Source organism: Kroppenstedtia guangzhouensis, assembly GCF_014637345.1.
GTDB lineage: Bacteria > Bacillota > Bacilli > Thermoactinomycetales > DSM-45169 > Kroppenstedtia > Kroppenstedtia guangzhouensis.
Window position 1 is genome coordinate 14600 of record NZ_BMEX01000018.1, and the last position, 26297, is coordinate 40896.

Sequence of the window (26297 nt, forward strand, 5' to 3'; positions counted from 1 at the left end):
AGACTAAGAGAAAACATCGTCTGCGGCAACATCGTCCTGAATAAGGTCACCAAAATGACAAAAACAGGCGGTAAAACCGCCTGTCAGCCGAATGACAGATAAAAGAGTGCATCCCTCGTGCTAAACCTGGACTTGGGCAGGTAAAGCGTCTTCCAACCGCAACAAATACTCTTTGATCTTCAAACCGCCTCCGTACCCGACCAAGGAACCGTTGGAGCCGACCACCCGATGACAGGGAACCAGGATGGAGACGGGATTTCGATTATTGGCACCTCCCACGGCGCGAACCGCTTTGGGTGCACCCATCGCCTGGGCCACCTCCTTATAGGAGCGGACTTCTCCGTATGGAATCATCAAGAGCTGTTGCCACACCAGTTTTTGAAATGATGTTCCGAACAGATCGATGGGAAGATCAAACCGTTGACGCTTCCCAGCAAAATATTCATTCAGTTGCGAGATCACCTTGGCCAGCTCCGTGTCGTTCCGTTCCAGTCGGACAGATCCAAACCATTCCTTGGCCCAGCGTTCCAGGGAGAGGAGTGCCTTTTCTCCACTCATGTAATCGAGATGGCAGACGCCCTTGCCCGACATGACCAGGGTGATCGGGCCGACCGGGCTATCCATTTCACTCCAGATGAGTACGCGAGAACCTGAGACCATACCTTTATGCCTCCCTGTACCTGTGTTCCGCCTTTTTTTCCGAGTGACGTGCTTGCAAGGCACTGGCGATTTCCTTCAGCACTTGTTCGTCCTGTTCCCGAGCCTTGCTCTGACGGAGCGCCGTTTCCACCTCTTCACCGCCGATCCGGCCCAGCGCCCAAGCCGCTGTTCCGCGGATGACAGGACGAATGTCGGTTTCCAACAGATGGATCAGATCCGGGACGGCCGTCCGGTCACGGTACCACCCCAAAGCGATAATCGCATTCCGTTGGATCGGTTTTTTTCCCCTCCAGGAACCCGCCATCGAACCGAACCGTTCCCGGAATTCCCGGTTACTCAGATGCAACAGAGGCTTTAACAACGGTTTTACCTGGTCCGGTTCCGGAGTGAACTCCCGATGGTGGGTGAAGTTCTTTCCCCGATTGTAGGGGCAGACCATCTGACAAGTCTCAAAACCGTACAGGGAACCTCCCAGTTTGCCACGATATTCTTCAGGTAGAAAACCTTTGGTTTGGGTGAGATAGGCAAGACATGCCTGAGAATTGAGGCGCCCCGGCTCCGTCAAGGCGCCGGTGGGACAGGCATCGAGACAAGCGGTGCAATCACCGCAGGCTTGGGTGATCGGTTCGTCAGGTGGAAGCTGGACATCAGTGATCATCTCCCCCAGATAGACCCAGGAACCAAACTCTTTAGTGATGATGGAAGTGTTTTTCCCACTCCATCCGATCCCGGCCCGCTCCGCAACCGCCCGGTCGGAGAGAGCTCCCGTATCCACCATCACCATTGCGGCGGCACCGGGAACCAATTCCGACAGTTTCGCTTTCAGCCCTTCCAGTTTGTTTTTCAATACCCGGTGGTAATCTTCTCCCCAGGAAGCCCGGCAAAACTTGCCCCTCAAAGCTCCAGCGCGGGACTTCGGCGGATTTTTCATCCGGGTGGGATAAGCGAGGGCAATGGCGATGATGGACCGGGCTTCAGGGAGACTTTTGCGGGGATCGGTCCGTTTTTCCAGATCGGGCTCTTCAAATCCCGACTCAAACCCCGCCTTTCGATGTCGAATCAACCGTTGCTTCAGTTCGGTGAAGGGTTCCGCTGAGGCAAAGCCGATTTTGTCGATGTGAAGCCGCTCCGCTTCTCTCTTCAGTTCTTCCTTGATCTGTTCAGGGTCCATGCCGCCACCCCCCATTCATCATCCACATTATCCTTATGATAACACGGCCACTCAATCACTGCTCCATCGGATACCGGATTGTTATTGTCATTTTATAGAATGTACAAGTGATCCATGCCCGGTTTTCACTGGGTCAACCCTTGGGGATGGCCTCCCGAGCCAGTTCGTCACAGCGGTTGTTCAATTCCACATCGCTGTGTCCTTTCACCTTGACGAACTCCACCTCATGCTTACGCACTTCCCGGAGCAACTCTTGCCACAGATCCTTGTTTTCCACGGGTTCGTTACGGCTGTTGACCCAGCCCCGCTTCTCCCAATTGACGTACCATTTCTGTTTGAAACAGTTGGCCAGGTAGGCACTGTCTGTATAAAGTTTCACCCGGCAAGGTTGTTTCAACTTCTTGAGCGCTTCGAGAGCTGCTGTCAACTCCATCCGATTGTTGGTGGTTCGACGACTTCCACCGGTGATCTCCTTGCGCCGATCACCATAGATCAGCACCGCCCCCCACCCCCCGGGACCCGGGTTTCCGGAGCAAGCGCCGTCTGTGTAGATCGTCACTTCTTTCAATTTGGTGAACCTCCTCATTTGACCCTCAGTGTTCGCAGCCGATTGACAGCCGCCGCCACCTCGTGCTTGCGGGGGAGAGCCAGATCACCGGGATGCTGTCCACGGAAGGGGGAAAGGAAATCCAGGCCGTTTTTTTTCATCTCCTGACAGATCTCTTCGATCAACTCCCGCAGAGTTTTGGAGCCATCGGCCCGTTTGCCCAACAGTCGCAATATCTCTGCAATGGCCCGGGTCTGACTGGGATCGACCAATTGTTCCACTCCGGCCAGGTTCAGGTGGGCGGTACCGAATTGAATCGTATGGAGCCCCTTGGCATCCACCTTTTCCCTTTTCCCTTTTTTGGGATCCAAACCGGCGGCAAGGGGAACCCGGGAGGTAACATCCCCAAAAACCTTTCCCCCCTCCTGGTCGCGGTTATTGCTTTGAGCTTCGGCCACTTCCTTTGCCTGGCGGGTCACATCGAAGGGGTGATATTCATCCATGAGAATCACGGTATCCGCCACATCAAAATAGTCACCAGAGCCGCCGAGAACGAGAATGCTGGAGGTACCTCTCTCTTCGTACAGCTGACGTACCTTATCGATAAAGGGGGTGATCGGTTCTTTTTCCTTCGCCACCAGTTTTTGCATCCGGCCGTCCCGGATCATAAAGTTGGTGGCGCTGGTGTCCTCGTCGATCAGGAGACAGGAAGCCGCCATCTCCAGGCTCTCCACAATGTTGGCAGCCTGGGAGGTGCTCCCGCTGGCATCCTCTGTGGAGAATTGAAGGGTATCCCGGCCGAAGGGAAGGTTGTTGATAAAGGGGGAAATGTTCACTTTCTCCACTCGGCGACCGTCCTCGGCCCTCACCTTCACCGCATCCACATCCGTAATCACGTACTCCCGGCCGTCTCCACCGATGTGATCGTAGACTCCCCGTTCCAGCGCGTTCAGGAGTGTGCTTTTTCCATGGTAACCCCCACCCACGATTAAGGTGATCCCATCGCGGAGGACCATTCCCTGGATCGGCGGCCCGTGGGGAACCTCCACCGTAGCCCGCATGGATTCAGGAGCGCGGAATCTCACCACTTCTTTCCCTGTCAGGGGAAGGTCACTCACCCCGCTCTCCCGGGGTAATACCGCACCATCAGCCACAAAGGCAATCCAACCCTTCTCTTTGAGGTGGGATCGAATCGACTGTTGGTTATCCACCAACCGCATCCGCTCCTCCACCCCTTTCCGATCGATGGCTTCCACCGGAATCGCTTCATCCACCAAGCGGGGGAGGAATCCGCAAAGCATCTCCTCCGCCTTTCTTCCCAACACACGCCGTCCTTGGGCGGGAAGGCCCACCGTCACGCGAACTTCCACATAATCCCGGGTGACCACCGCCGCAGTGCGGGGCAGGATTTCCTGACCCGGCCGGTCCACATCGATCAGACCGCTCTTACCTGTCCCTTTGGTGCGAAAGGAGTAACGTCCCACTTTCCTCGCCCAGACCCTGGTCACCCAGTCTTCCAAAGCAATTTTACGATGGGGAACACAAAACCACTCCTCCGGATAACCCGCCTCGTCTTGAGACATCCGCACCCGGATACGGGAAGGAGCCGCAAAGGGGTCTCCCTGTACGTAGTCGATCCACAGTGTAAACCGGGGAAAACGGTACGCTCCCTGAATCTCTTTATAAGCCTTGTACCCCCTGCCGTCGATGCGGGAAAGCGTCTGTTGCAACCGTTTCAATGTGACTCCTCCTTTGTTCAAGTCTAGTCCGGTTCAACGGGGTGCAGCCAGCACCTCCCGGTACGCATCCCGGATGGCCTGAAAGTCGATCCAGGCCTCCCTTTTCGCCTCCGGATTGCGGAGAAGGTAAGCCGGATGGAAGGTGGGCATCATCCGGACTCCTTTCCGTTCCACCCACTGCCCACGCACCCGAGTGATCCGGGCATCCGGGTCGATCAAGGCACGGGTGGGGGCCGAACCCAGTGTAACGATCAGCCGTGGCCGGATCGCGACGAACTGCTCCCGCAAAATGGTGATGCAAGTCTCCATCTCCTCTTCATGGGGAGTGCGATTCCCCGGAGGCCGGCATTTGACGATATTGGTGATAAATATCTCTGCCCTCGGAATCTCCGCCGCTTCCAGCATCCGATTCAACAATTGCCCGGCCCGTCCGACAAAAGGGCGCCCTTGCCGGTCTTCATCCGCCCCGGGCCCCTCTCCGACGAACATCAGTGGAGAAGCAGGGTTCCCTTCTCCCAACACAATCCGGGTCCGCCCCCGATGAAGGGGACAGCGACTGCACCGGGCATACCTTTGGTGTACTGATTCCAGATCCATTCCGGTTCCCCTCCCATCTCTAAACTCCTTTTGAATTCCACCGGGATGGATAGAAGTATTATCGCATAATGAACCATCCTTCTTCCATGACACGTTAAAACATGGTTGTATCATGATATAGTAATAAGATATAAACATTAACAGCCATGTCCGTCTTAATAACCTCTTGACCGGTTCTTTACAGACATCTGTTAACATAAGGTAGGAACCATGTGAGAATGCCATTGAGGCGAAAGAGAAAAGGAGTGCATCTTTTTGTCCATTCTAAAATACCCATTGTTCGTTTCCGACATTGACGGAACCTTGGTCAACCAAATGAAAAAAATTCCCGACGCCAATAAAGAGACCCTTGCCGCCTTTCGTCACCACGGGGGACTCTTCACGCTTGCCACCGGACGAAGCTATATCGAAGCCAAGCATTTCATCGAAGAACTGGAGATCCGCATCCCTGTCATCCTTTGCAACGGAGCCCTGATCTATGATCCCTCCACTGACGTATTGTCACCGATGGCCACCATTGAACGGGAGATCATATTTAATACCCTGGTCGAACTGGAGAAACGAAAGGAGGTCTTGGACATCTTTGTCTATACCTTGGACCGGGTGTATGCCACGGGGATCAGCTCCTTCTCCCGGTCAGCCATTGAAGAGGGAGAGTTCCCTCTGGAACTGATCGACACATTTGACCATATTCCCCAGGTTCCTCTGATCAAGTTGGTGATGGTGTCCAAAGAGGAGACGATGCAACAATTCCGCAAGTGGATGCTTCAAGTGAACCATCCGCTGGAATTGGTCCAATCGGCGGACTACTATTTTGAGCTCCTTCCCTCCAATATCTCCAAAGGAAATGCGGTCCGGTCCTTAGCCGAAAAAATGGATCTGACCATGGAACAATGCGCGGTCATCGGCGATCACCTGAATGATCTGTCCATGGTGGAAGTGGCCGGAATCTCCGCTGCTGTTGCCAATGCCCATCCCCAACTGGTGCAGGCCGCCCGCCATGTGATGCCCAGTAACGAGGAAGCCGGCGTGGCCCACTTCATCCGCCGCCATCTACTGACGACCACCCCTCAAGCCCAGGGACAATAATCCAAATAAAGCGACCGGCGCGGAGGTTCCGCGCCGGTTTCTTTAATCGCGATCAACTGATTACACGAAGAATGAGATGGAGGAGAAACAGACCCGAAATGATATAAAGCGGTATCGGAACATCCTTTCCGCGACCCGCCGCCAGTTTCAGCAAAGGATAAACCACAAAACCGAAGGCGATCCCATCAGGTATACTGTGGGTCAAGGGAATCAAGGCGATGACCAGATATGCGGGGAACCCTTCGGTAAAATCCTGTAACGGGATCCGGCGGATACTCTCCAGCATCAGCCCGCCGATCAGGATGAGGATGGGTGCAACAGCGCTGTCAGGAATCATGCCGATCCAAGGAGCTGCAAACAGGGTGAGCAAAAAGAGCAACCCCGTCGTCACTGCTGTCAAGCCGGTCCTCCCTCCTGCAGTAATCCCCGCCACAGTCTCCACCGTGGCCACAGTGGGACTGGTTCCCAACCATCCACAGGACAGCGTGGACAGAGAGGCGGACTTCAACACTTGGGGGGATTCTTCCCTCCGCCGGAGCATCTCCAGTTGCCCTTGGATCAACCCGAAGTTTTCAAAGATGATCACCATAGTCAGAGAAAAGACCGCCACCCAAAAAGGGAGAGTGAGCAAACCGGCAAAAGAGAAGCCTCCGAACAACTGATGATAGGCTTCAAAGGAGTGTGTTTGTTCTCCCCCCGTTCCTGTCAAACCGGTGAATATCCCCAGCACCGTTCCAGCAGCCAAGGTCAGCAGCAGACTTCCCGGAACCTTCCGCGCATACAAGATCAAACCGATTACCAAGGTGGCACAGGTCACCAGCACCCGGGGCTCTCCAAGGTCCCCCAGGGCCAGGAGTGTGCGGGGATCGGAAACCACCAATCCCCCTTTTTGCAGGCCGATCAGGGTCAAGAGAAGCCCGATTCCCACAGTAATCGCCTCTTTCAGCGACCCCGGCACACTCTTTTGCAAAACACCCGACAGGGGGCTGAATGCGACCGCCGTAAACAACACCCCCGAAACCAGCACCACCGCCAGTGCCTCGGACCAGGACAGACCCATCTTCTGAACAAAGGTGTACGTGAACAGAACATTGATCCCCATCCCGGGAACCATCACGATCGGTGCGTTGGCCCACAGACCCACCAGCAGACTGCCGGCACAGGATGCGAGAACAGTCGCCACGACCCCTGCCTCCACAGGGATTCCAGCGTCAGACAGAATCGTGGAATTGACCGCCACAATGTAGACCACCGTCACAAAGGTGGTCAGACCGGCCATCAACTCCCTCCGGGGTGTGGTTCCATGTTCTCTGAGTTGAAACCAACGTTGGAAATAACGGTTCAAGATAGTCCCTTCTCGTAAAAAACCCTCCACCCAACCGCGATGCCGATCGCATCACGATACACATTGTAAAGGATCCTCATGATAAAGTGAAGTCAGTTGATTTTGAGGAGGAATGACATTGACCAAAAAGCGACTTCGAGAGCACGGATACTCCGTTGGGCACCTTCCCACGGGTGTACACAACTGCATCACCGATGTGGCCCAAGTCCGGGTGGGCCATACCACTCTCAAAGAACCGTCCCAGGGCATTCTAACCGGAGTGACCGCCATCCTCCCCCACAGCGGGAATCTTTTTCAGGAAAAATCGACCGCCGCCGTCCACGTCATCAATGGTTTTGGCAAAACCACCGGCCTGATCCAGGTTGAGGAACTGGGCGTGCTGGAATCTCCCATCCTGCTGACAAACACCTTCAGTGTCCCGGCAGTCACAGAGGGAGGCCTTCGCTGGCTGATGGACGGCAATCCCGACATCGGCGGGCGGGACGGAACCGTCAATGTGGTGACCGCCGAATGCAACGACGGACAGCTCAATGAGATTCGCGGCCTCCATGTCCGACCTGAGCACGCCCTGGAGGCGATTCAAAACGCCCAAAGCGACATCCTTCCTGCCGAAGGAGCCGTCGGAGCCGGCACGGGAATGGTCTGCTTTGGATGGAAGGGCGGGATTGGAACCGCTTCCCGACGGGTGTCTGTCCCCGGCCTCTCCGGCCATATCGGATCACTGGTCCTGACCAATTTCGGTGCTCCCGAAGACCTGACCATCCTGGGTGTGCCGATGGCCGACCTGCAGGCAACCCCCTCCCCGCCCTCTGCCGACGGCTCCGTCATCATCGTCTTGGGAACGGATCTTCCCTTGGACTCCCGCCAACTGAAACGGCTCGCCAAGCGAGCCACATTCGGCCTGGCACGTACCGGATCCATCGCCCACCATGGAAGCGGGGATATTGTGATCGCCTTCAGCAACGCCCACCGACAGCCTCATCGGCCCGAGACTCCCCTCCTCATCTCCCGCCGCATCGCGGAAGACGGCCGCATGATCTCCCTCTGCTTCCGTGCCGCCGTGGAGGCGACGGAGGAGGCGATCCTCAACTCTCTGTTCATGGCGGAGACCGTCACTGGCAAAGACGGCCGAACCGTACCTGCTCTGCCTCGGGAAGAGGTTTTAAAACGACTTCGGAAACACAAAGAACCCAATATGTGAAAAGAGTCATGAAAGCCACTTCTGCGCAGAAATAATCTCACCAAACCTAACATCCATATTGAAATAGAGGGGGAACTCTTTTCCCTCCCTTTTTCTCATCAATCCATGGAAACGGTTTTTAGGCTTGGCTGGAGCGATCGAGAGCATCTTTGCCGGAGAGCCACGTTTCATTCGTATAAGCCATCTCCCAAAAGGCCAATTCATACTCTTTGGCAATGATAAACTGTTCCATCATCTTTTCCCGGTCTTTGTCACTCGCTTCTTCCGCAAGATGATCCAAAAGGTCAATCTGTTCCTGCGTGGACGTCTGGAACCAATCGCTTGCATACATCTGAATCCAGTTTCGGTAGATACTCTGCTGAGGTTTGGCATCTTGATAAGCCTTTCCAATGTCGGCATACAGCCAATAACACGGAAGCATGGCAGCGACTGTTTCCCCAAGATTTCCCGAAAGCGCCGCCCGGTATAAATGCGATGTGTAGGCGTAAGCCGTGGGTGCCGGTTTGAATTGCGCCAAATCTTCCTCAGTGATGTGGAGTATTTTGGCATGTTCTTGATGGACGGTCAGCTCCGCCTCAGCGGTGAGCTTCGCTTTCTCCGCAAGCATGGATGTTACGTGAAAGTCCTCGGCCTGAGCCGCCGCCATGGCGTGGATCTTCCCATAATGTTTCAGGTAATAGATGTCCTGGAGAATATAGTATCTGAACGTCTCCAGGGGAAGTTCCCCACGAACAATACCTAAAACAAAGGGATGATTGAGACTCATCTCCCAACTTTTCCGGGTTGACTGGCGCAATTCCTCTGAAAATCTCATCAAAAAACCCTCCTCTTTGCATCATTCCGACGGAACGGAGGGTGAGGAAGGTAAGGTCGATCTACATTCGACATGGCTCCACTTCCCTCCGCTGGCATCAACCAGATCAGGTTCCAAGGGTTTTAAAGTCCACACTTTAATCTCAGCCTTCCCATAAAGGCACCCCTAGCGGAAAAGAATTCAGCTTTCACGCTTATCCTACCATTGCAGGAGAGAAAGTCAAACCTTCGATGTATTGCCCGGATCCAACCTTCACGCAAGCGATCCCTCTACATCCCATTACACACATACAAAAAACGGGCCGGATCCGGCCCGTTGTCCGTTTGATCTGGTCGGGGCGACAGGATTTGAACCTGCGACCCCCTGCTCCCAAAGCAGGTGCTCTACCAAGCTGAGCCACGCCCCGAAGATATTGGTGCGGTGAACCTTCAACCCAAATGCCGGTAATCAGCACTGTTTAATATTATATACCAAAAGGATCATTTGCTCAAGCACAAAAATGTGCCAAGGGAACAGCTTCTCCAACAGATACCTTTCCCCCGATCTTTTCGGATTTTTGCTTCTCTTCTCCTTAAAAATCCGTTACAATGGGGAAGATTCAATACTGGAAAGGTCGGAACGCCCATGAATGCGGAACGCTTATTTTCACACCGGATCGGAAGGGTGCTGACAGCGTTGACTGCCATGTTTTTGTGGGGCAGTGCCTTTCCTGTAATCAAATGGGGCTATGATTCCCTCCAAATCGCCTCCAAAGACACCGGACAACAGATCTTGTTTGCCGGGTACCGCTTTTTCTTGGCCGCCCTGATGATTTTGGTGGTCTTCTTTCTTCTTAACGGACGACCGCGCTTTCAGAGAAAGACATTCCTCCCTTTGGTATGGATCGGTCTTTTTCAAACCTTTCTCCAGTACGCTCTTTTCTACATCGGTCTCGCTTACAGTACTGGCATCCAAGGTTCCATCCTCGCCGGAACCACCTCTTTTTTTCAGATCCTGTTCGCCCGCTGGATGGTTCCCGATGAACCGATCACCCGACGCAAAATCCTGGGTCTGCTGATCGGCTTCGGTGGTGTGGTCATGGTCAACCTTCACCAGGAGAGTATGGAGTTCTCTTTGGGATGGGGAGCGCTTCTCCTGTTGATGGCGATGATGTCCTCTGCTTTTGGGAACTTGCTCGCCCGTAAGGGAGCGGCCCGGATGGATGTTGCTTATCTGACAGGATACCAAATGTTGTTCGGCTCCCTCGGTCTGATCCTGACCGGAGTCTCTCTGGCCGGTTGGCACCCTTTCTCTTTCAACCCGGAGTCGGGGGCCATCTTGTGTTACCTAGCTTTTTTGTCCGCCGCAGGCTTTTTGTTGTGGAACAATGTGATGAAGTACAATCCGGTGGGGAAAGTCTCCATGTTCCTTTTTGCCATACCTGTCTTTGGTGTCATGCTATCCAATCTGTTACTCGGCGAAACACTTCACCACTTCATTCTGATCGGGTTGGCCCTGGTCGCCACAGGCATCTGGATCGTCAACCGGGAGCCGGGAATATGAACCCCCTGGTGGACGCCTCGAATACAAGACCAACCCTTTTTAATCCCAAAATATCCAGCTGATAATTCCGCCGCCGGCCACTTTCCGGCGGTTTTTTTCAGTGAGGGAGAAGGATTACACAGGTCTTGAAAAACGTCCGTATAATCGGAAGATAAATTGCCATAATAGCAACGGAATAAAAAGCATTGCACAGGAGCCATCTCAAGGAAGCATCCTTTTCCATAGTCACCAAGTACTGGATCCCCCAGCGGAAAGTCCTATTCAATTAAGAACATCCACGAAATCAAAAAGAGGACGATGGAGATGAACAGCCATGAGGGGTTGCAAGATACAATGGAAAACAAATCCATGCCGATGACATCCATTACAAGCGGGATGGGACAGGAGGTACTTCCTGATCTTTACTGTTTTACGGATCAGATTGTAAATGTGGTTTTGGTAGGAAACCCGGACCAAGAAGATCACTGGGTTTTGGTCGACACGGGAATGCCCGAGACAGCCAATCGCATTGTGGCTGTTGCAGAGAAACGGTTTGGTGAAAACAGCAAACCTCAAGCGATTATTCTGACACACGGCCATTTTGACCATGTGGGAGCAGTGGTTGACTTGGTTGAAAAATGGGAAGTTCCAGTTTATGCCCATGAGGCTGAACTTCCCTTTTTAACCGGAAAGTTAAGTTATCCGGAGCCCGATGGGTCCGTTGAAGGGGGACTTGTGGCTAAAATGTCCCCCATGTTCCCCAATGAACCGGTAAATTTGGGAACCCATGTAGCTGTACTCCCCGCTGACGGCAGTATCCCTCACATGCAAGGTTGGCGATGGATTCATACACCTGGACATGCACCCGGACACATCTCTCTGTTCAGGGACCAAGACCGTTCACTCATTGCGGGAGATGCATTTATCACTGTGAAACAAGACTCGCTTTATAAAGTGACGACACAAGAGAAGGAAATCAACGGTCCGCCGAGGTATTTAACCACCGATTGGGACGCGGCAAGGGAATCTGTCAAAAAACTGGCGGCTTTGAAACCCACTGTTGCCGTAACCGGCCATGGGCAACCCGTGTCCGGAAAAGAGCTGACAACAGGTCTGAATCAATTGGTGAGGGAATTTGACAGCAGAGCCATTCCCGATTATGGACGTTATGTGAAACACTGACGACTGCGGTTTTAAGCCGGAAGGGTCCCAACCGGAAGATTCCCATCATCCGGAGTAAATCATACCTAAAAAGCCATCTGACAAGATGGCCCTAAAGCACTGAGGCCGGTAAAACCCCATTTTATATGGCGCTGATGTCTGTACCTTCACAGGCGTCAATTTGTTTCGTTTGGTAAGTTCGCTGCTTTGAGCCACTTTTCGCTGATGGACGTATTCCTTCTCCCTGGGTGCCTTATATGGCTTAACTGCGATCGCTATATAAAACGGCTCGTGCAATGCCGATAAAGTATTCTGATTCCCTGATGATGTGATCAAGTATGGTTTTGGCTGTCATATTATCTTTTGCTGCTGAACTATGAGTTTTAATCTGACGGATCAGTTCAATAAATTTCATGCTCTCATCCAGACTGAACGTAACAAGTTGGATCACTTGAGTTTGAAGCTGTTTATAGACATATTGGCTACGATTCACCGATTCCACAAAGCTGACAGCTTTTTGATGGGTCTCCGACAGAGATTGCTCCCATTTCTTCAAGATATCCACATATTCTTGCTCTAAATTATCAAGAGCCTCTCGAATAACTACGGTGTGCTCTTCCTCTTGCAATTTCCAGAATTCCACCTCATCCAAGATTCGTAACGGCATCTGCTGACCATAGTAAAATTGCATATTGATCCTCCCTGTTCTCAAATATCTTCCCTTCAACTATATGGGAAAAAGGGGAGGGGTATGCGGATCCACTTGTAATTGATTCGGCACAACCGCGCTCAAAACACACATAAAAAAGGGCTCCAGTTCACTGGAGCTCTCGATATGATTTGATGGTGCCGAAGGTGGGAGTCGAACCCACACTCCCGGAGGAACACGATTTTGAGTCGTGCGCGTCTGCCAATTCCGCCACTTCGGCTCGTTTCGTTGTTATGATGTTGATTCCATCTTTCATATATTGTTCACAGTACGAGTGGTGTCTCATCAGAGACATTTTTTATTATATAACGCAACGAAGCCAGTGTCAACAAAAAAAATGACATTCGACTCGTTTTCGATATTCAAATACTAAGATGCCTGTGAAACTCCCATTTTTTCTTCAGTTCGGAGCTTGCTGCAATATCCGTGGTTCATCTTTATGGGATCAGGGTGCCCATGGAACTAGAAAAAAGCACGTTTACAGGGAGGATTGGAATTCACATGGAGTGATTTTGGCAGTTCAAAAAGGGCATGTGAAAACCACTCAACCGAACCGGTTCGGCATCAATTTACAACGCTGTTCCTTTCCAAACTGGAGAAAGATTCGGTCAGGGCAGATCTCGACAGGTTTCAATCGCCACAGACCTCCTTTCGAAAAAGGCGTGGTTCTATCACCTATTTCTTGGTGAGGAAATCACAAATTTGTAGATCCATTTATATATTATAGCATCAGGAGAGAAAGGAGTTGATTCCCCGCAATGTCCCAACAGATGCCCCCACCCAAGTTGGATAGTAAACAGATGGAACAGGTTTCCCGCCAACTTGAAGACCACATCCGGAAACAGATCTATGACGCAATCAATGATTTCTTAAATGAAGATCCTCTTTCCAACTCATCAGCCAATCAACTCAACCAAAAGGGTTCCGATGCCCAACCGAAACAGCAACAAAAAGGGACTGAACCGATCGAAAATATGTTTCACAGCCTCGCCAATTTCCTGAATAATACCGTCCGTTTCAGCATGAACACACTCAACCAACAAAAGAAACAGCTGCTCCGGCAAGCCCAACAGCAAATGCAGATGAATCAGCACCCTTCCAATCCTCCTCCTTCTAACAACAAAATTCCTTCCAACCGAGAAAGAAACGGGTAACTTTGGTTCTCTTCAATCACAGCTGTCTGAAGAGCCTCCGCTCTCTGTTCGATCCTGATTGATAAGGAGGTAATGGTATGGATCAAAAGCTGACCCGGAAACAGGTCAACCAACTGGCGACTCAGTTGGAAACCCAACTTCGCAGCAACTTGGAACCCAATGTTCAACAGGTCCTTCGCTCCGCCCAAATCAATCCCGGAACCTTGATTGGAAATTTGTTGACCAATATCAACGGCCTGTTGACGGGTGTGGGAACCCTGGTTACACAGCTACTGAATGATCTGATCACCACAACACCGGAAAATTCACCCACCCCAACTACCGCAAACTCCCAATCTCAACAAAAATAATCTTCGCCCATTTTAAAAATGTTTAAAAGGAGTGGCCTAAATGAACTGCTGGTGCATCAAAAAGAAAAAGAGAAGAAGAAGAAGAGCAAATATTCGTGTGAGAAGAGAAAGGTTTGGCGCTGCCGCAAATACGATTAACCGTGCGAACACCCGGAACACTGCCGGATTGATCAACGTCATCGTTCAGGTTCCGATCCAAATCGGTTCCGACAGCAGCAACTTGGTGGGTAGCGACGACAACGCCGTCAGCCAAGGCATTTAACCATCTTGTTTACCGGTCCAGCGTGCCAACAATTAGTTGGTACACTGGACCTTTTTGTATGTTATCAGAAGTGTGACTAACAGAAAATGGACGTCGAGTGCCGGCGAAGCGAACCGGGCGAGACTTGTGCCCTATGGGTGCAACTCGTGTGACAGAACACGATTTTTCCACCTAAAATAGGACGAATCAATACAAACGGTACAATATAGCAAAACCTTTTCTCCATGTTTTCTTACGTGCATGAAATGAATCCTTCTCAGACAACCTAAGAAGCAAAGTTTGTGTCCCACCTTTTGGATCGAGGAGCGATGGTTTTGGAGAAACGAAAGTATTATGTTGCGCTAAACTCGGGAGAAGTTATGGGAGAGATCCTGCAACAACCCACAGATACCAGCTACGCCTTTGAAATTGAAGCGACTGAAAGCGACGTCCGCAAACTGAATTCCCTCCTCGGCAGTCTGACCACCAAAGATATGGAAACCTTTTGGAATGCTCATATCCCATTTCTCTACTATAACGAATCAGGGGAGAACGAAGGGTATGATCAAATCTACCACCAAATTTATGAAATGGTGTATCAACTGGGAACTCCTGATACCAAAAAACAGATCGAGCAACTCGGACTGCTTCAGATGGGGCAGGACAGTTGGGATGCCGAGGGTCCCGTTTATTGAGAAAAGCCGGGACTGGATATATCCCGGCTTTCTCTACTCCATCTGCTTGATCCGATCTAAAATCCTTTGTTTGGGCAGGATGGTCTGAACAAAGGTACCTGTTCCGACCAGGGATTTATCATGTTCCGCCCGGACAAGACAAACCACTTTGGAAGGCTTCACCTCACTGGCTTCTGCTGTGAAGGTGACTTCCTTGCCCACGGGAGCGGGCGCTCGGTGTTGGACAAAGATCCCACTACCTACCCCCTCCTCCCCATCCTCCAGGAAAGGAAGGATCACCTTGCGTCCCACCCATTCCATATAGTAGATCATGGAAACCGTGGACAAGGTGGGATGCACTGCTTTTCCTCCGAAGGAAGCGGTCATTTCGCTGGTCACCGTCACCGTCATCTGTTCCCGTCGTCCCGGCTTCAGCCCCGGTTTCATCCGTCACACTCCAAAGGGATTTAAGGGTTTGGAACCGATGTAAGCGTTGACACTTTTGGTCTCGGTATATAAGTCGAGGGTTTCCAGCGCCAACTCCCGGCCAAAACCGGATTGTTTATACCCTCCGAAGGGAAGGCCCGGCATGGCCGAAAAGGGATTGTTGATCATCACCGTCCCCGCCTTCAATTGAGCGGCCACCCGATGCGCCCGGCCGAAGTCCCGGGTCCAAAGGGCGGCGGCCAATCCGTAGATATTGTCGTTGGCTTGACGGATCGCCTCTTTTTCATCACTAAACTTGATGATAACTACCACCGGGCCGAAGATCTCCTCTTGCGCCACCCGCATATCATTGGTGACATCGACCAACACGGTCGGCAGATACCAGTGTCCTTTCTTAAACTCTTCCCCTTCCGGCCTCCCACCGCCACAGACAACCTTGGCTCCCTCTTCCTGAGCCAGTTTGACGTAGGAGTCAATGGTCTCCCACTGTGCAGCAGAGATCACAGCTCCCACGTGGGTCTCTTTACTGAAAGTGTCACCCAATTTCAGCTTTCTGGTCTTATCGACGAATTTCTCCACAAAGGCATCATAGATGGATTCATGGACAAACAAACGGGAACGGGCTTCGCAGGACATGCCAGTGTTGTAGTAAATCCCGAAAACGGAACCGTCCACGGCGGCATCAAGATCTGCATCGGCAAAGACCAGGTTGGGGGACTTTCCGCCCAGCTCCAAGGTGACCCGTTTCAGGGTGGCTGAGGCCCCTTTCATAATATCTTTTCCGGTACCGGTCTCCCCGGTGAAGGCCACCTTATCCACCCCCGGATGTTCCACCAAGTAGGCCCCGATCTCCGATCCACTGCCGGTCACCACGTTGAGCACACCGGCGGGCACTCCCGCTTCATGGCAAATCTCGGCCAGGGCATAAGCCGTCAACGGAGTCAGGGTAGCCGGTTTCAGGATGATCGTGCATCCGGCAGCCAAAGCCGGGGCGACCTTCCAGGCGGCCATCATCAAGGGATAGTTCCAGGGAACAATCTGGGCGCATACCCCGACGGGTTCTTTCCGGGTATAGTTCAGGAACCCGTTGGGGACGGGTTTGGCCTCCCCGGACAGGGTATGAACGGCTCCGGCATACATCTCGAAATCATCGATCGCCTGGTGCACCTGACCCTGGGCGGCAGAAAGAGATTTGCCGCTGTTCAGCACCTCCAGCCGGACCAAATCCTCAAACCTCTCCCGCATGATGGCCGCCACCCGGTTCAGAATCTGCCCGCGTCGAAAAGCGGGCCACTTGGCCCATTTGCTTTTTTCCAGGGCGTGTCTGGCGGCAGCCACCGCTCGGTCCACATCTTCTCTGGTCCCCTTAGCCACACGGGCGATCACTTCTCCCGTCGCCGGGTTATAAGTGTCGAACCACCCTTTGGACGACGCTTCCACCTGTTCACCGTCGATCAAAAGGCGATATTCCTCTTTCAATAACCTAATCTTTTTCTCTTCCTTCAGCATCCTCTTCCTCCTCCTCTGTTTGGGCGCGATCCGGGGATCGGTCTTTTTTCTCCGGTCCCTCCACTCCCTCTCCCCGGGTGCTGTCATCTCTTTCTCTATGCGTCGATCCGTTCCACCAGCGTGGCGATCCCTTGCCCGACACCGATGCACATCGTAGCCAGGCCGTAGCGGCCCCGGCACCTTTTCAATTCATGGACCAGCGTGGTCATGATCCGGGCGCCGCTGGCTCCCAGAGGATGACCCAGTGCGATGGCACCGCCGTTGACATTCACCTTTTTCGGATCCAAATCCAACTCTCGGATGCAGGCGAGAGCCTGGGCGGCAAAGGCTTCATTCAGCTCCACCCGGTCGATCTCCCCGACGGAGATTCCTGTCCGCCGGAGCAGCTTCCGGGTGGCGTAAATGGGGCCCAATCCCATCGTGTCGGGGTCACATCCCGAAACGGCAAAGGAGATCACCCGGGCCATCGGGGTCAGCCCCAATTCCTCCGCCTTTTGACCTTCCATGATCAAAAGTGCCGCCGCCCCATCATTGATGCCGGAGGCGTTCCCCGGAGTGACACTCCCTCCCTCACGGAAAGCCGGTTTCAAACCGGACAGTTTCTCCAGAGTGGTGTCCGGACGAAGGTGTTCATCCTTATCCACCGTCAGGGGCTTCCCTTTGCGACGGGATACGGACACCGGGATCACCTCCTCCCGAAAGCGCCCCCCTTCCCAGGCGGCGGCGGCTTTCCGCTGGCTCTCCAGGGCAAAGCCATCCTGCTCCTCCCGGGTGATCCCGCACCGTTCCGCCACATTTTCTGCCGTCTCCCCCATGGAGATCGGCTGGTGAATCCGGGCCATTCCCGGGTTGACAAAACGCCAGCCCAAGGTGGTGTCCACTAGGGTATGGTCGCCGCGGGGCAGGGCTTCCTCCGGTTTCAACATCACAAGGGGAGCCCGGGACATGCTTTCCACGCCACCGGCGATAAAGATGTCCCCCGCCCCCATCTTCAGCGACGCCACTGCTTGATTGACCGCTTCCAGTCCCGAACCGCAAAGTCGGTTGACAGTGCTGCCCGCCACCTGCCGGGGCAGCCCGGCTAGCAACAGAGCCATCCGGGCCACATTCCGGTTGTCCTCTCCGGCTTGGTTTGCACAGCCGAAGATCACATCTTCCACGGCGGCGGGATCCACCCCGGGATTTCTCTCCAGCAGTGCCCGGATGACATGGGCGGCCAGATCATCCGGCCTCACCCCGCTCAACCCACCCCGGTACCGGCCGATCGGAGTGCGCAGGGCGTCAATGATCACAGCTTCCCCCACGATTTATCCCCTCTCCCCCGCCATTTCGTAACGATAAAACCCCCGACCCGCGGCCCGTCCCAGCCGACCGGCATACACCATGCGCCGGAGCAGGGGAGCAGGCCGGTAACGGTCGTCTCCCAGCTCAGTATAAAGACCGGTCAAAATCCACAGGATTTGATCCACTCCCACCCGATCGGCCCACTCCAAGGGGCCGTGGGGATGGTTGGTCCCTTTTTTCATCGCCATATCGATATCCTCCGCCGTGGCCGCCTTCTCCGTCAGCACAAAAGCGGCCTCATTCACCATCAGGGCCAGGGTGCGCGGAAACACCAGGCCCGGCTCATCCTCCAGGATCTCCACCCGCTTGTTCCAACGCTCCCACCAGCGCACCCGCCCTTCCCAGCCGGGATCTTCCTCCGCCTGCAGGGGGCGGCTCACCTCCACCACGTTCATGGTCGGCAACAACAATGGGGAAAATCCGGCCACCCGCTCCGGCCGGTTCAGCCAAGAAGCGATCCGGGTGCAGCCCACATGGAGGGCTGAGGTGAAAATGGGGGTATCCGGGGAAACTGATTTTTCCGCCTGAATCAACCCCTTCCGCTTCCGGTCGACGGATCCGGCGAGCACATCGATGACGGCGGTCACTCCCTCACATGGATTCCCTCCCGCCTCCTGTGAGATCACCTCTGCACCCCACTCCCGGAAACAGGCGGCCGCCTCCCGGGCCAGCGGGCCGTCTCCCACCAGCAACACCTTATCCGTCATAAGAATAGTGCCCCCTTCCCACCTTGCGTCCGAGAAAGCCGCTCTCCACCAACATCCGTTGATCCGGATGGGGGCGGTAGCGGGATTCGTGGAAGAAACCTTCATAAACGGAGACGGAGGCGGAGTAATTGATGTCGATTCCGATCAGGTCCTGCAACTCAAAAGGCCCCATCTTAAACCCTGCCGAGCGGAGGATGCGGTCCAGCTGTTCTTTGTCCGCCACGCCGTCCCCCACCATTCGATAGGCTTCCAGGTGATAAGGACGGGCCACCCGGTTGACAAGAAATCCGGGGGTATCTTTCACCCGAACCGGATCCTTGCCGAGGGAACGGACAAAGTTCATTGCCTGTTCCACCACTTCCGGGTCGGTTCGCATCCCCGTCACCACTTCCACCAGAGGCATCACCGGAGCCGGATTGAAAAAATGAAGCCCCAGCATCCTCTCCGGCCGCCGGAGATCGGAGGCGATGGAGGTGACCGAAAGGGAAGAGGTGTTGGTTGCCAGCACCGCTTCTTCCCTTGTCACCTCTTCGAGGCGGATGAACAACTCCCGCTTCACCTCCAATTTTTCCACCACCGCCTCGATCACCCAGCCGGCGGAGGTCAGCTCTTCCAGCCGGGAGGTGGGGCGTAACCTGGCAAAGATCCCATCCGCCTTTTCCCGGGGAAGACGTCCTTTTTCCACCTGACGGTCCAATCGCTTTCGGATGCCATCCACACCTTTGGACAGCTGTGTTTCTCCGACGTCCCAGAGGTGAACGGGGTAGCCGGCGGAAGCCAAAGCTTGGGCGATTCCGCCCCCCATGGTTCCCGCCCCCAACACGGCGGTTACCGGTTTTTCACCCATCCTCATCCCTCCCGGGACACTTCACCGATCATCATGGTGACCAGGGATCCGGCAAAGCCCATCAGATCTTTGGCGGAAGCTTTTCCCTCAGGGGAACTCATGGCGGCATCAAGTGCGGCACGGTCTTCAAAATACATGGCCGCTTCCAGATAGTATTTGGCATCTCCGCCCATAGGAGCTCCCTGGATCCGGGTCACTTCCAACTTTTTCAGTCCCGGCATCTTTTCCACCAGCGGGGTGTGCACATCTTCATAATGCTTGTCGAAAGACTCTTTGTCCTCCGGATGGCGGTACAGTGCAATCAATTTCACCATGGATCATACCCCTTTTCATTGTTGATTTCCGGGAGTCAACCCTTGCGCTGGTCAATCACCCGGAGGGCCTTGCCCTCACTGCGCGGGATCGATTGTGGCGCTTTCAATGCCACGTTGCTGGTCACCCCCAAACTTTCTTTCAACAACTGTTGCAACCGCTTACATACTTGTTTACACTTTTCGTGCTCCGGATCAAACCGCCCCTCCATCGACCGGAGCAGACCATCGGACACCTCCACTTCCAGGGTGAGCCGATCCACTCCCCTCTCACGGTCGACCAGCAATTGGTAGTAGGGAGCCACTTCCTCCACTCCCAACACCGCTGCCTCCATCTCTGACGGAAACACATTGACCCCTCGGATAATCAACATATCATCCAGTCGCCCCTTGATGCGGGACATCCGGGTATGGGTACGACCACAACGGCAAGGCTCCCGACAGAGTGAGGCGATATCTCCAGTCCGGTAGCGAAGCACAGGGAAAGCTTCCTTGGTCAGAGAGGTGAACACCAGCTCCCCGAACTCCCCATCCGGGAGCGGGTCCCCTGTTTTGGGGTCCACCACCTCCGCCAGAAAATGATCTTCGGCGATATGGAGGCCCTCCTTGGCCTCCCGGCACTCCATGGCCACTCCGGGACCGATCACCTCCGACAAACCGTAGATGTCCAGAGCATCGATTCCCCACTGTTCCTCCAGGGTTTGCCGCATCTCTTCCGTCCAAGGCTCCGCGCCCAGGATGCCGTATTCGACATGGGTGTCCCGGGGATTGAAGCCCTCTTCCTTCATTTTCTCCCCCAGGCTGAGGATGAAGGATGGGGTGCCCGCGATCCCCCGGGGGCGAAAATCCCGGATCAGCACCGCCTGCCGGGAACGATTGCCGCCGGAGACAGGAACCACTGTCGCCCCGAGGCGCTCCGCTCCGTAGTGCAACCCCAGCCCCCCGGTGAACAGGCCATATCCATAAGCATTGTGAAACACATCCCCGGCCCTCCCCCCGGCGATCACGATGGCACGGGCGCAAACTTCCGCCCAATGTCGGATGTCTTTTGGGGTATAGCCCACCACCGTCGGCTTGCCCCGAGTCCCCGAGGAGGCGTGGATTCGGGCCAGTTCCTCCTGCTCAACGGCAAACAGCCCAAAGGGATAGTGATCCCTGAGATCTTTCTTATATGTGAAAGGGAGACGGCGGAGTTCTTTCAAACTGTGGATCGTATCAGGTTTTACGCCCACCTTCTCCAGTTTTCTCCGGTAAAAGGGTACCAAGTTGTACACGCGTTCCACTGTCCATCGGAGGCGCCCCACCTGGAGCTTCTCCAATTCCTGCCGGGCCATGGTCTCAAGTTCAGGCTGAAACAAGAGTGATCCTCCTCCCGGGTCAAATGGGTTTCATGCCTTCAAAGGGCTGATGACAGTTTCGGCAGTAAAAGATGGACCGGCAGGCCGTGGGACCGAACAGATTGAGTACCTCGCCCCCCTCAGCACCACAGAAGGGACACTCAGGCACGAAGTCCATGGGGTCTTCCCCCCGGGACCGGGGGGGAGCAATCCCAAAGTTCTTCAATTTTTCCCGGCCTTCCGGTGTAATGCGTTCGCTGGTCCAGGGCGGGTCCATCACAAAGGAGACCCTCACCCGGGACACCCCCTTCACCTGGGTCAGCTTTTCCCTTACATCGCCGGCGATCAGATCCAGAGCCGGACAACCGACAAAAGTGGGCGTAATCTCTACCTGTACCTCCCCTGCCTCCTCTGTCACCCGGTTCACCATCCCCAACTCCACAATGCTGAGGTCGGGAATCTCCGGATCCTTCACCTCCTGTAGGGCTTCCCTCCATACAGGTGCCATCATTTCCCACATTCGGATCCCTCCTACCAACGGGCCGCCGGGTCTGAGGAATAAACTTCGGACATGGTCCTGATCAACTCCGCCAGATCTTGGGTATGTTCACCCGACCTACCCTGCAACTCCGGTTGTGGCGGCAGTCCCGGCCAGAGGAGTTCCGCTTCCCGGAAGATTGGTTTCACCCGCTCCGCCCAGCGGTGCATCAACTCATCCGATCTGCACTGGATCAGGCCGTGGCGAAGCAGTTCCGCCTCTCCTTCCCCCCATGAAAACAGACCGCCTACTTCCGGCCACACCTCGGCCAAGGCTTGTTCCAACCGGCGGCGGGCCTCCCCGCCCCCCTGGGCGAGACGGATGACCCACATCTTCAAATGCAACAGATGATAGTACTCCTCCCGCCGGATCTTGGCCATTCCTTGCGCCAAGGGACGGTAACTGGAAGCGAGGAGCGACTCGGCCCGAACGTCGTCAAAGACATCATAGAGAAAATGGCGGAGAATCGTTTGGGCCCAATCTCCGTTGGGCCGTTCCACCAACACTGCATTCCGCCGCTCGGTTGGCCCCCGGGAAAAGGCCAGGAAATCAGGATCCGGCTCCCCCAACTCATGAAGCCGCTCCAAGTGAAACACCGCATGCCCCACCTCATCCTGGGCGATGGAACTGAAGGCGACATCCCCTTCAATGTCCGGTGCCACTCCCAGCCACTCTGAATCCCGGTGCCCCAGACAAAGCTCATCATCAGCCAACTGATACAACAACTCCACCAGCGCCTTTCGGTATTCGGGATCCTGCCGGGCCTGATCCGCACTTTCCACATTCACCCCTCCTCCCCTCCTTCTCCCCTTCCCGGGGTTTCCTCCAAATCCCGGACGATATCCTCCAAATGTAACGCCCGCTCCCGGTACATTTTCCAAAGCCGCCCGTTTTCCGAATAGCCGCCCACTTCCCGATACTTTCGATCCATCTCCCGGGCGAACCAGTCCGGTTCGTCATAAGGGGTCGCATGAATCTCCCCCCGGGGGACAATCCAGAGATTGACAGCTTTCTCCCTTCGCAAAAAGTTTTCCCGGGCAGTCATCAAGGCCACATCCGGAGAGGGAGCGACTACGCTCCCCACATGGACATGGAAATCTGCCTGAGTTTTCTGGACAAACACCTCAAACACATCGTAATCCGCACGTGCTTTTTGGCCATCCATCTCCACTCCACTCCTTTATCTATGTCACACGGTCTGCAACTCCCGGGAGCGAACCATCGCCTCCCGAACCCATCGTTGCTCTTCATGGGCGAACCGCCGGAGCCGGAGGCGCTCCTCAGACTTGGGCCCCCGGTTATGTTTCACAATCTCCCCAAATTTGTCCCAGTCAGGCGGGGTGTAGTGCCATTTTCCCTCCCTCTCATCATAGAACAGATCCGGATCGGGAATGGTCAGTCCCAGGGAGCGGATTCGTGGAACGTACTTGTTTAAAAACTGTTGGCGGAGCTCCTCATTGGTCTTTCTCCGGATCTTATAGTCCAACATCCGCCGGGCCGCCGGTGTCACTTCCACCGGCCCGAAGAAGAAAAGAAGAGACTCCCACCACCGGTTGACCGCCTCCTGCAGCATCCTTCGCTGCATCTTTGTTCCCCCGGCCAAGGCGAGGATGATGTTCTCCCCGTGTTGCATATGAAAGCTTTCCTCAGCACAGATCCGTTTCAACACCCGGGCATAAGGACCATAGGAAGTGTTGAGCAGGGCGGCCTGGTTGATGATCGCCGCCCCGTCCACCAACCAGCCGATCACTCCGGCATCGGCCCAGGTGGGCGACTCCATGTGAAACACATTGTGAAATTTGACCCGTCCTTCGATCAGATCCTCAATCAGATCTTCCCGGGTTTTCCCCAAGGGGGCAGCCAAGTCTTCCGCCACCCGCAACAGAAGCTGACCGTGCCCCACCTCATCCTGCACCTTGGCCATGATGCCCAGTTTCCGCTTCAGGGTGGGAGCTTTGGGCACCCATTCTTTTTCCGGAAAGGCCCCCATAATCTCGCTGACGCCGTGCATATGGATCAATTTAAGAAGCAACTTCCTGTATTCCTCCGGCATCCAGTCCGTCGCTTCAATCTTCTCTCCACGCTCAACCCGCTCCATGAAGCGGGTGTGTCGCTCCTTCTGATTCACCGATTCTCGCCTCCTTCACCGCCGATGAAACCCGACAGCAAGATGGTGGTAAAACGGTCCGCCACTTCCTCCGGTGACAGATCTCCCTTCGGGTTGTACCATTGGTACAACCCGTTGGCCGCCGACAGGATCAGCAGGCGGGCAAACTTTTCGTCCGCCAGTCGAAACCTTCCTCCTTTCACTCCTTCCGCCAGCAACGTCGACCACATCGCCTCGTACTCATCCCGTTTCTCCTGGATAATCCGGCGGCGCTTCTCTGTAAGTGCTTTCCACTCATGAAAAAAGACCGTTGCTGCCTCCAGATTGTCAGTGATCACCCGAATGTGTGCCACCAATCCCTTTCGCAGTTTGACCACCGGATCATCATCACTCATCACCACCGGCCGCAAGGAACGGAGAAACAGTTCTGCCCCCCGGTCGGTAATCTCGAAGAGAAGATCTTCCTTGGACTTGATATGGGCGTACAAACTCCCGGAGAGGATGCCGCTGGCTTCTGATATATCCCGGATCGTCGTTCCATGGTATCCTTTGGTGCGAAACAGTTGGCTTGCTTTTTCCATTATTTTCTCCCTGCGTCCGATTCGGGACACGGACAACACCTCACCCGCAAAAACAAGCGCTTGCTTGTTTTTAGAATAAACAACAGGAGGAATTTTGTCAATGGTCTGATTATTATTTTTTCTAGACATCAGAAAAGGAGCATCTAATAAATGTTATGCATCCGCTTGTCAGCTTCTGCCGATTTTCAAACGGCCGACCCAGGCCTGTCGATTAGCCACATTTTGGGTGGGGAGATCGTGTTCTACCACGCTCCGGTTGCCTTCCAGCAAGGATGTGTAGACTGTCCGCTCCGAATCTTCCGGTCGGGGCAGCAGGGGCAAATCCTTTCAGAAGTATCACAAGGAAGAATGTTACCCTAAAACGCCCCTCGCTCCAGATTCTCCGCTGGGTCGGATGGCAAAGATCACTTTGGCAGTGCACGACTCCCTTCGTCGCCCATTTTTGGTTAATCAACACCCCTGGGACCGACCCTTTCTAAAGAATTCATTATGTTACAGTGAAGGTGTGAGATCTGAACTAGAAAGGATGATGGACTTGGACCTCGGTTTAAAAGACCGCGTCGTGTTTGTCACAGGTGGTTCCAAAGGGATCGGCAAGGCAATTGCCAAAGCTTTTAAGGAGGAGGACGCCCGGGTGGCCATCGCCGCCCGGAACCGTGTCTCATTGGAAAAAGCCCGTGAAGAGCTGGGGAGCGTATCCATCTATGAAGGGGATTTCACTCAAAAAGAAGACCGAGAGCGAGTCTTCCGGCAACTGATCGAAGACTTCGGAACGATCGATGTGCTGGTAAACAATGTGGGTGGCAGCAACGGCGGAACTGTGGCGGAAACCAGCCTGGATCTGTTTGAACAGGTGATGGAGCACAACTACTTCTCCACTGTCCACTTCAGCCGGCTGGCCTTTGAGGTGATGAGGGAGAAAAAGAGCGGTTGCATCCTCAACATCTCCTCCATCTACGGCAGGGAATCCGGTGGAAGGGTGAGCTACAACATGCCAAGGCGGCGGTGATCAGTTTCACCAAAGCCCTGGCCGATGAAGCCATTCCTCACGGGATCCGGGTCAACGGCATCGCCCCGGGCTCCATCCTCCACCCCACCAGCAACTGGCAAAAACGGCTGAAGGACAATCCCGACCAAACCCAAGACTTTATCCGCCGGGAAATCCCGGCAGGCCGCTTCGGCAAACCCGAAGAAGTGGCCCACGTCGCTCTCTTCCTCGCTTCAGACAAAGCCTCCTGGGTCGTCGGCACCACCCTCCCCGTCGACGGCGGCCAATCCCGGGCCAATTTTTGAAATAAAAAACAGCCGGTACCTGTTTTCCCTAGGTATCGGCTTGTCCCATATACTGGATTCTTTTACCTTAAATAACAAGATCTAAGTTTAATCCTTGACCGCCGTTTTGGTTCCCCCTCCATGTTGAGTTACTCTTGGGCGGCATTGGATCTTCACTGGTTCTGGGTACAGGAGAAGCTTATGTATGGTCCAGTAAGGCTAGTGCCCTGTCAGGCCACCTTGATCTTCTTTTGTTCTCGTAAGATCGCCTCATGACGTTTATTTTTGTTGCGCCATCGGATGTAAGCCCGAATTTGGTTAAAG

The 26297-nt window shown here is 54.3% G+C and carries 28 protein-coding genes, 2 tRNA genes, 1 pseudogene and 1 riboswitch; of the genes and pseudogenes, 9 read left to right on the top strand and 22 right to left on the bottom strand.

From position 1 onward, the window contains the following. Nucleotides 1-120: 120 nt before the first annotated feature. The 5 genes from IEV46_RS15180 to IEV46_RS15200 all read right to left on the bottom strand — a co-directional run bounded on the left by IEV46_RS15180 (nt 121) and on the right by IEV46_RS15200 (nt 4714). The gene (locus IEV46_RS15180; RefSeq protein ID WP_188433396.1) at nt 121-660 is read right to left on the bottom strand and encodes a methylated-DNA--[protein]-cysteine S-methyltransferase; all 540 of its coding nucleotides are present in this window, start codon (nt 658-660) and stop codon (nt 121-123) included. 4 nt (nt 661-664) lie between these two features. Then, nucleotides 665-1831: a tRNA epoxyqueuosine(34) reductase QueG gene (gene queG, locus IEV46_RS15185; RefSeq protein WP_188433397.1), complete on the bottom strand. Its 1167-nt coding sequence runs from the start codon at nt 1829-1831 to the stop codon at nt 665-667. Nucleotides 1832-1964: 133 nt separating this feature from the next. Beyond that, entirely contained in the window at nt 1965-2399 is a 435-nt protein-coding gene (rnhA, locus tag IEV46_RS15190; protein WP_188433398.1) for a ribonuclease HI, read from the bottom strand. A 14-nt stretch (nt 2400-2413) separates the two neighbouring features. Beyond that, on the bottom strand, nt 2414-4117 hold the full coding sequence (locus tag IEV46_RS15195; RefSeq protein ID WP_188433399.1) for an ABC-ATPase domain-containing protein: 1704 nt from the start codon (nt 4115-4117) through the stop codon (nt 2414-2416). Nucleotides 4118-4150: 33 nt separating this feature from the next. Next, nucleotides 4151-4714 carry a uracil-DNA glycosylase gene (locus tag IEV46_RS15200; protein ID WP_188433400.1) on the bottom strand — a complete coding sequence of 188 codons (564 nt, stop codon included), beginning with the start codon at nt 4712-4714 and terminating at the stop codon, nt 4151-4153. Between the two features lie 255 nt (nt 4715-4969). On the opposite strand from IEV46_RS15200, the gene IEV46_RS15205 reads away from it, so the two are divergent. Beyond that, nucleotides 4970-5803 (top strand): Cof-type HAD-IIB family hydrolase, encoded by an 834-nt coding sequence (locus IEV46_RS15205; protein WP_188433401.1) that lies wholly within the window; start codon nt 4970-4972, stop codon nt 5801-5803. Nucleotides 5804-5855: 52 nt separating this feature from the next. Here the strand turns inward: IEV46_RS15205 and IEV46_RS15210 are convergent, their stop codons facing one another. Continuing rightward, a complete protein-coding gene (locus IEV46_RS15210; RefSeq protein ID WP_188433402.1) occupies nt 5856-7148 on the bottom strand; it encodes an NCS2 family permease in 1293 nt (430 codons plus the stop codon). 112 nt (nt 7149-7260) lie between these two features. Between IEV46_RS15210 and IEV46_RS15215 the strand changes: the two genes are divergently transcribed. Further along, nucleotides 7261-8349 carry a DmpA family aminopeptidase gene (locus IEV46_RS15215; protein ID WP_188433403.1) on the top strand — a complete coding sequence of 363 codons (1089 nt, stop codon included), beginning with the start codon at nt 7261-7263 and terminating at the stop codon, nt 8347-8349. Nucleotides 8350-8467: 118 nt separating this feature from the next. On the opposite strand, the gene tenA is transcribed toward IEV46_RS15215, so the two are convergent. Together tenA and IEV46_RS15225 are read right to left on the bottom strand one after the other, a co-directional pair. Continuing rightward, on the bottom strand, nt 8468-9163 hold the full coding sequence (tenA, locus tag IEV46_RS15220) for a thiaminase II (RefSeq protein WP_188433404.1): 696 nt from the start codon (nt 9161-9163) through the stop codon (nt 8468-8470). A 66-nt stretch (nt 9164-9229) separates the two neighbouring features. After that, nucleotides 9230-9340: riboswitch (TPP riboswitch) on the bottom strand. A 152-nt stretch (nt 9341-9492) separates the two neighbouring features. Continuing rightward, nucleotides 9493-9569: transfer RNA gene (locus IEV46_RS15225), tRNA-Pro, on the bottom strand. A 218-nt stretch (nt 9570-9787) separates the two neighbouring features. On the opposite strand from IEV46_RS15225, the gene IEV46_RS15230 reads away from it, so the two are divergent. Together IEV46_RS15230 and IEV46_RS15235 are read left to right on the top strand one after the other, a co-directional pair. Then, nucleotides 9788-10705, top strand: coding sequence for a DMT family transporter (locus IEV46_RS15230; protein ID WP_188433405.1), 918 nt, complete (start codon nt 9788-9790; stop codon nt 10703-10705). Nucleotides 10706-11002: 297 nt separating this feature from the next. After that, a complete protein-coding gene (locus IEV46_RS15235; protein WP_188433406.1) occupies nt 11003-11866 on the top strand; it encodes an MBL fold metallo-hydrolase in 864 nt (287 codons plus the stop codon). Nucleotides 11867-12107: 241 nt separating this feature from the next. Here IEV46_RS15235 and IEV46_RS15240 read toward each other — a convergent pair whose 3' ends face one another. Both IEV46_RS15240 and IEV46_RS15245 read right to left on the bottom strand, forming a co-directional pair. Continuing rightward, nucleotides 12108-12536, bottom strand: a complete 429-nt coding sequence (locus IEV46_RS15240) for a DUF2935 domain-containing protein (RefSeq protein WP_188433407.1) — start codon at nt 12534-12536, stop codon at nt 12108-12110. Nucleotides 12537-12689: 153 nt separating this feature from the next. Beyond that, nucleotides 12690-12774 (bottom strand) — tRNA-Leu (locus tag IEV46_RS15245). 538 nt (nt 12775-13312) lie between these two features. Here IEV46_RS15245 and IEV46_RS15250 point away from each other — a divergent pair. The 4 genes from IEV46_RS15250 to IEV46_RS15265 all read left to right on the top strand — a co-directional run bounded on the left by IEV46_RS15250 (nt 13313) and on the right by IEV46_RS15265 (nt 14994). Continuing rightward, complete coding sequence (locus IEV46_RS15250) at nt 13313-13708, top strand: hypothetical protein (protein WP_188433408.1); 396 nt, start codon at nt 13313-13315, stop codon at nt 13706-13708. A 77-nt stretch (nt 13709-13785) separates the two neighbouring features. Beyond that, nucleotides 13786-14058 carry a hypothetical protein gene (locus IEV46_RS15255; protein ID WP_188433409.1) on the top strand — a complete coding sequence of 91 codons (273 nt, stop codon included), beginning with the start codon at nt 13786-13788 and terminating at the stop codon, nt 14056-14058. Between the two features lie 40 nt (nt 14059-14098). Then, nucleotides 14099-14320, top strand: coding sequence for a hypothetical protein (locus IEV46_RS15260; RefSeq protein WP_188433410.1), 222 nt, complete (start codon nt 14099-14101; stop codon nt 14318-14320). A 314-nt stretch (nt 14321-14634) separates the two neighbouring features. After that, the gene (locus tag IEV46_RS15265) at nt 14635-14994 is read left to right on the top strand and encodes a hypothetical protein (RefSeq protein WP_188433411.1); all 360 of its coding nucleotides are present in this window, start codon (nt 14635-14637) and stop codon (nt 14992-14994) included. Nucleotides 14995-15027: 33 nt separating this feature from the next. Here the strand turns inward: IEV46_RS15265 and IEV46_RS15270 are convergent, their stop codons facing one another. The 12 genes from IEV46_RS15270 to IEV46_RS15325 all read right to left on the bottom strand — a co-directional run bounded on the left by IEV46_RS15270 (nt 15028) and on the right by IEV46_RS15325 (nt 24701). Next, the gene (locus IEV46_RS15270) at nt 15028-15420 is read right to left on the bottom strand and encodes a thioesterase family protein (RefSeq protein WP_188433412.1); all 393 of its coding nucleotides are present in this window, start codon (nt 15418-15420) and stop codon (nt 15028-15030) included. A 3-nt stretch (nt 15421-15423) separates the two neighbouring features. Continuing rightward, nucleotides 15424-16929, bottom strand: coding sequence for an aldehyde dehydrogenase family protein (locus tag IEV46_RS15275; protein ID WP_188433413.1), 1506 nt, complete (start codon nt 16927-16929; stop codon nt 15424-15426). Nucleotides 16930-17024: 95 nt separating this feature from the next. After that, entirely contained in the window at nt 17025-18233 is a 1209-nt protein-coding gene (locus IEV46_RS15280; RefSeq protein WP_188433414.1) for a thiolase family protein, read from the bottom strand. Nucleotides 18234-18236: 3 nt separating this feature from the next. Then, the gene (locus IEV46_RS15285) at nt 18237-18980 is read right to left on the bottom strand and encodes a 3-hydroxyacyl-CoA dehydrogenase family protein (RefSeq protein WP_188433415.1); all 744 of its coding nucleotides are present in this window, start codon (nt 18978-18980) and stop codon (nt 18237-18239) included. Beyond that, nucleotides 18970-19827 carry a 3-hydroxyacyl-CoA dehydrogenase NAD-binding domain-containing protein gene (locus IEV46_RS15290; RefSeq protein ID WP_188433416.1) on the bottom strand — a complete coding sequence of 286 codons (858 nt, stop codon included), beginning with the start codon at nt 19825-19827 and terminating at the stop codon, nt 18970-18972. Before IEV46_RS15290 ends, IEV46_RS15285 begins: the two co-directional genes overlap by 11 nt. A gap of 2 nt (nt 19828-19829) precedes the next feature. Continuing rightward, entirely contained in the window at nt 19830-20141 is a 312-nt protein-coding gene (locus tag IEV46_RS15295) for an EthD family reductase (protein ID WP_188433417.1), read from the bottom strand. A 35-nt stretch (nt 20142-20176) separates the two neighbouring features. Continuing rightward, nucleotides 20177-21496, bottom strand: coding sequence for a phenylacetate--CoA ligase family protein (locus IEV46_RS15300; RefSeq protein WP_229736164.1), 1320 nt, complete (start codon nt 21494-21496; stop codon nt 20177-20179). Between the two features lie 19 nt (nt 21497-21515). Beyond that, the gene (gene paaD, locus IEV46_RS15305) at nt 21516-21995 is read right to left on the bottom strand and encodes a 1,2-phenylacetyl-CoA epoxidase subunit PaaD (RefSeq protein WP_188433418.1); all 480 of its coding nucleotides are present in this window, start codon (nt 21993-21995) and stop codon (nt 21516-21518) included. 11 nt (nt 21996-22006) lie between these two features. Continuing rightward, entirely contained in the window at nt 22007-22801 is a 795-nt protein-coding gene (gene paaC / locus IEV46_RS15310) for a 1,2-phenylacetyl-CoA epoxidase subunit PaaC (protein ID WP_188433419.1), read from the bottom strand. Continuing rightward, on the bottom strand, nt 22798-23178 hold the full coding sequence (locus tag IEV46_RS15315) for a phenylacetic acid degradation protein (protein WP_229736165.1): 381 nt from the start codon (nt 23176-23178) through the stop codon (nt 22798-22800). Before IEV46_RS15315 ends, paaC begins: the two co-directional genes overlap by 4 nt. 24 nt (nt 23179-23202) lie before the next feature. After that, on the bottom strand, nt 23203-24111 hold the full coding sequence (gene paaA / locus IEV46_RS15320; protein ID WP_229736167.1) for a 1,2-phenylacetyl-CoA epoxidase subunit PaaA: 909 nt from the start codon (nt 24109-24111) through the stop codon (nt 23203-23205). Between the two features lie 26 nt (nt 24112-24137). Beyond that, entirely contained in the window at nt 24138-24701 is a 564-nt protein-coding gene (locus IEV46_RS15325; protein WP_229736166.1) for a TetR/AcrR family transcriptional regulator, read from the bottom strand. A gap of 535 nt (nt 24702-25236) precedes the next feature. Between IEV46_RS15325 and IEV46_RS15330 the strand changes: the two are divergent. Then, nucleotides 25237-25994, top strand: a pseudogene (locus IEV46_RS15330) (SDR family NAD(P)-dependent oxidoreductase). The last annotated feature ends 303 nt before the right edge of the window (nt 25995-26297 follow it).

What these genes read in the sequence shown, in the direction of transcription:
- IEV46_RS15180 (WP_188433396.1), bottom strand. Translation starts at nt 660, where the DNA reads ATGGTCTCAGGTTCTCGCGTACTCATCTGGAGTGAAATGGATAGCCCG.
- queG (WP_188433397.1), bottom strand. Translation starts at nt 1,831, where the DNA reads ATGGACCCTGAACAGATCAAGGAAGAACTGAAGAGAGAAGCGGAGCGG.
- IEV46_RS15200 (WP_188433400.1), bottom strand. Translation starts at nt 4,714, where the DNA reads ATGGATCTGGAATCAGTACACCAAAGGTATGCCCGGTGCAGTCGCTGT.
- IEV46_RS15215 (WP_188433403.1), top strand. Translation starts at nt 7,261, where the DNA reads ATGACATTGACCAAAAAGCGACTTCGAGAGCACGGATACTCCGTTGGG.
- tenA (WP_188433404.1), bottom strand. Translation starts at nt 9,163, where the DNA reads ATGAGATTTTCAGAGGAATTGCGCCAGTCAACCCGGAAAAGTTGGGAG.
- IEV46_RS15230 (WP_188433405.1), top strand. Translation starts at nt 9,788, where the DNA reads ATGAATGCGGAACGCTTATTTTCACACCGGATCGGAAGGGTGCTGACA.
- IEV46_RS15235 (WP_188433406.1), top strand. Translation starts at nt 11,003, where the DNA reads ATGGAGATGAACAGCCATGAGGGGTTGCAAGATACAATGGAAAACAAA.
- IEV46_RS15240 (WP_188433407.1), bottom strand. Translation starts at nt 12,536, where the DNA reads ATGCAATTTTACTATGGTCAGCAGATGCCGTTACGAATCTTGGATGAG.
- IEV46_RS15250 (WP_188433408.1), top strand. Translation starts at nt 13,313, where the DNA reads ATGTCCCAACAGATGCCCCCACCCAAGTTGGATAGTAAACAGATGGAA.
- IEV46_RS15255 (WP_188433409.1), top strand. Translation starts at nt 13,786, where the DNA reads ATGGATCAAAAGCTGACCCGGAAACAGGTCAACCAACTGGCGACTCAG.
- IEV46_RS15260 (WP_188433410.1), top strand. Translation starts at nt 14,099, where the DNA reads ATGAACTGCTGGTGCATCAAAAAGAAAAAGAGAAGAAGAAGAAGAGCA.
- IEV46_RS15270 (WP_188433412.1), bottom strand. Translation starts at nt 15,420, where the DNA reads ATGAAACCGGGGCTGAAGCCGGGACGACGGGAACAGATGACGGTGACG.
- IEV46_RS15275 (WP_188433413.1), bottom strand. Translation starts at nt 16,929, where the DNA reads ATGCTGAAGGAAGAGAAAAAGATTAGGTTATTGAAAGAGGAATATCGC.
- IEV46_RS15285 (WP_188433415.1), bottom strand. Translation starts at nt 18,980, where the DNA reads ATGACGGATAAGGTGTTGCTGGTGGGAGACGGCCCGCTGGCCCGGGAG.
- IEV46_RS15290 (WP_188433416.1), bottom strand. Translation starts at nt 19,827, where the DNA reads ATGGGTGAAAAACCGGTAACCGCCGTGTTGGGGGCGGGAACCATGGGG.
- IEV46_RS15295 (WP_188433417.1), bottom strand. Translation starts at nt 20,141, where the DNA reads ATGGTGAAATTGATTGCACTGTACCGCCATCCGGAGGACAAAGAGTCT.
- paaD (WP_188433418.1), bottom strand. Translation starts at nt 21,995, where the DNA reads ATGTGGGAAATGATGGCACCTGTATGGAGGGAAGCCCTACAGGAGGTG.
- IEV46_RS15315 (WP_229736165.1), bottom strand. Translation starts at nt 23,178, where the DNA reads ATGGATGGCCAAAAAGCACGTGCGGATTACGATGTGTTTGAGGTGTTT.
- paaA (WP_229736167.1), bottom strand. Translation starts at nt 24,111, where the DNA reads ATGGAGCGGGTTGAGCGTGGAGAGAAGATTGAAGCGACGGACTGGATG.
- IEV46_RS15325 (WP_229736166.1), bottom strand. Translation starts at nt 24,701, where the DNA reads ATGGAAAAAGCAAGCCAACTGTTTCGCACCAAAGGATACCATGGAACG.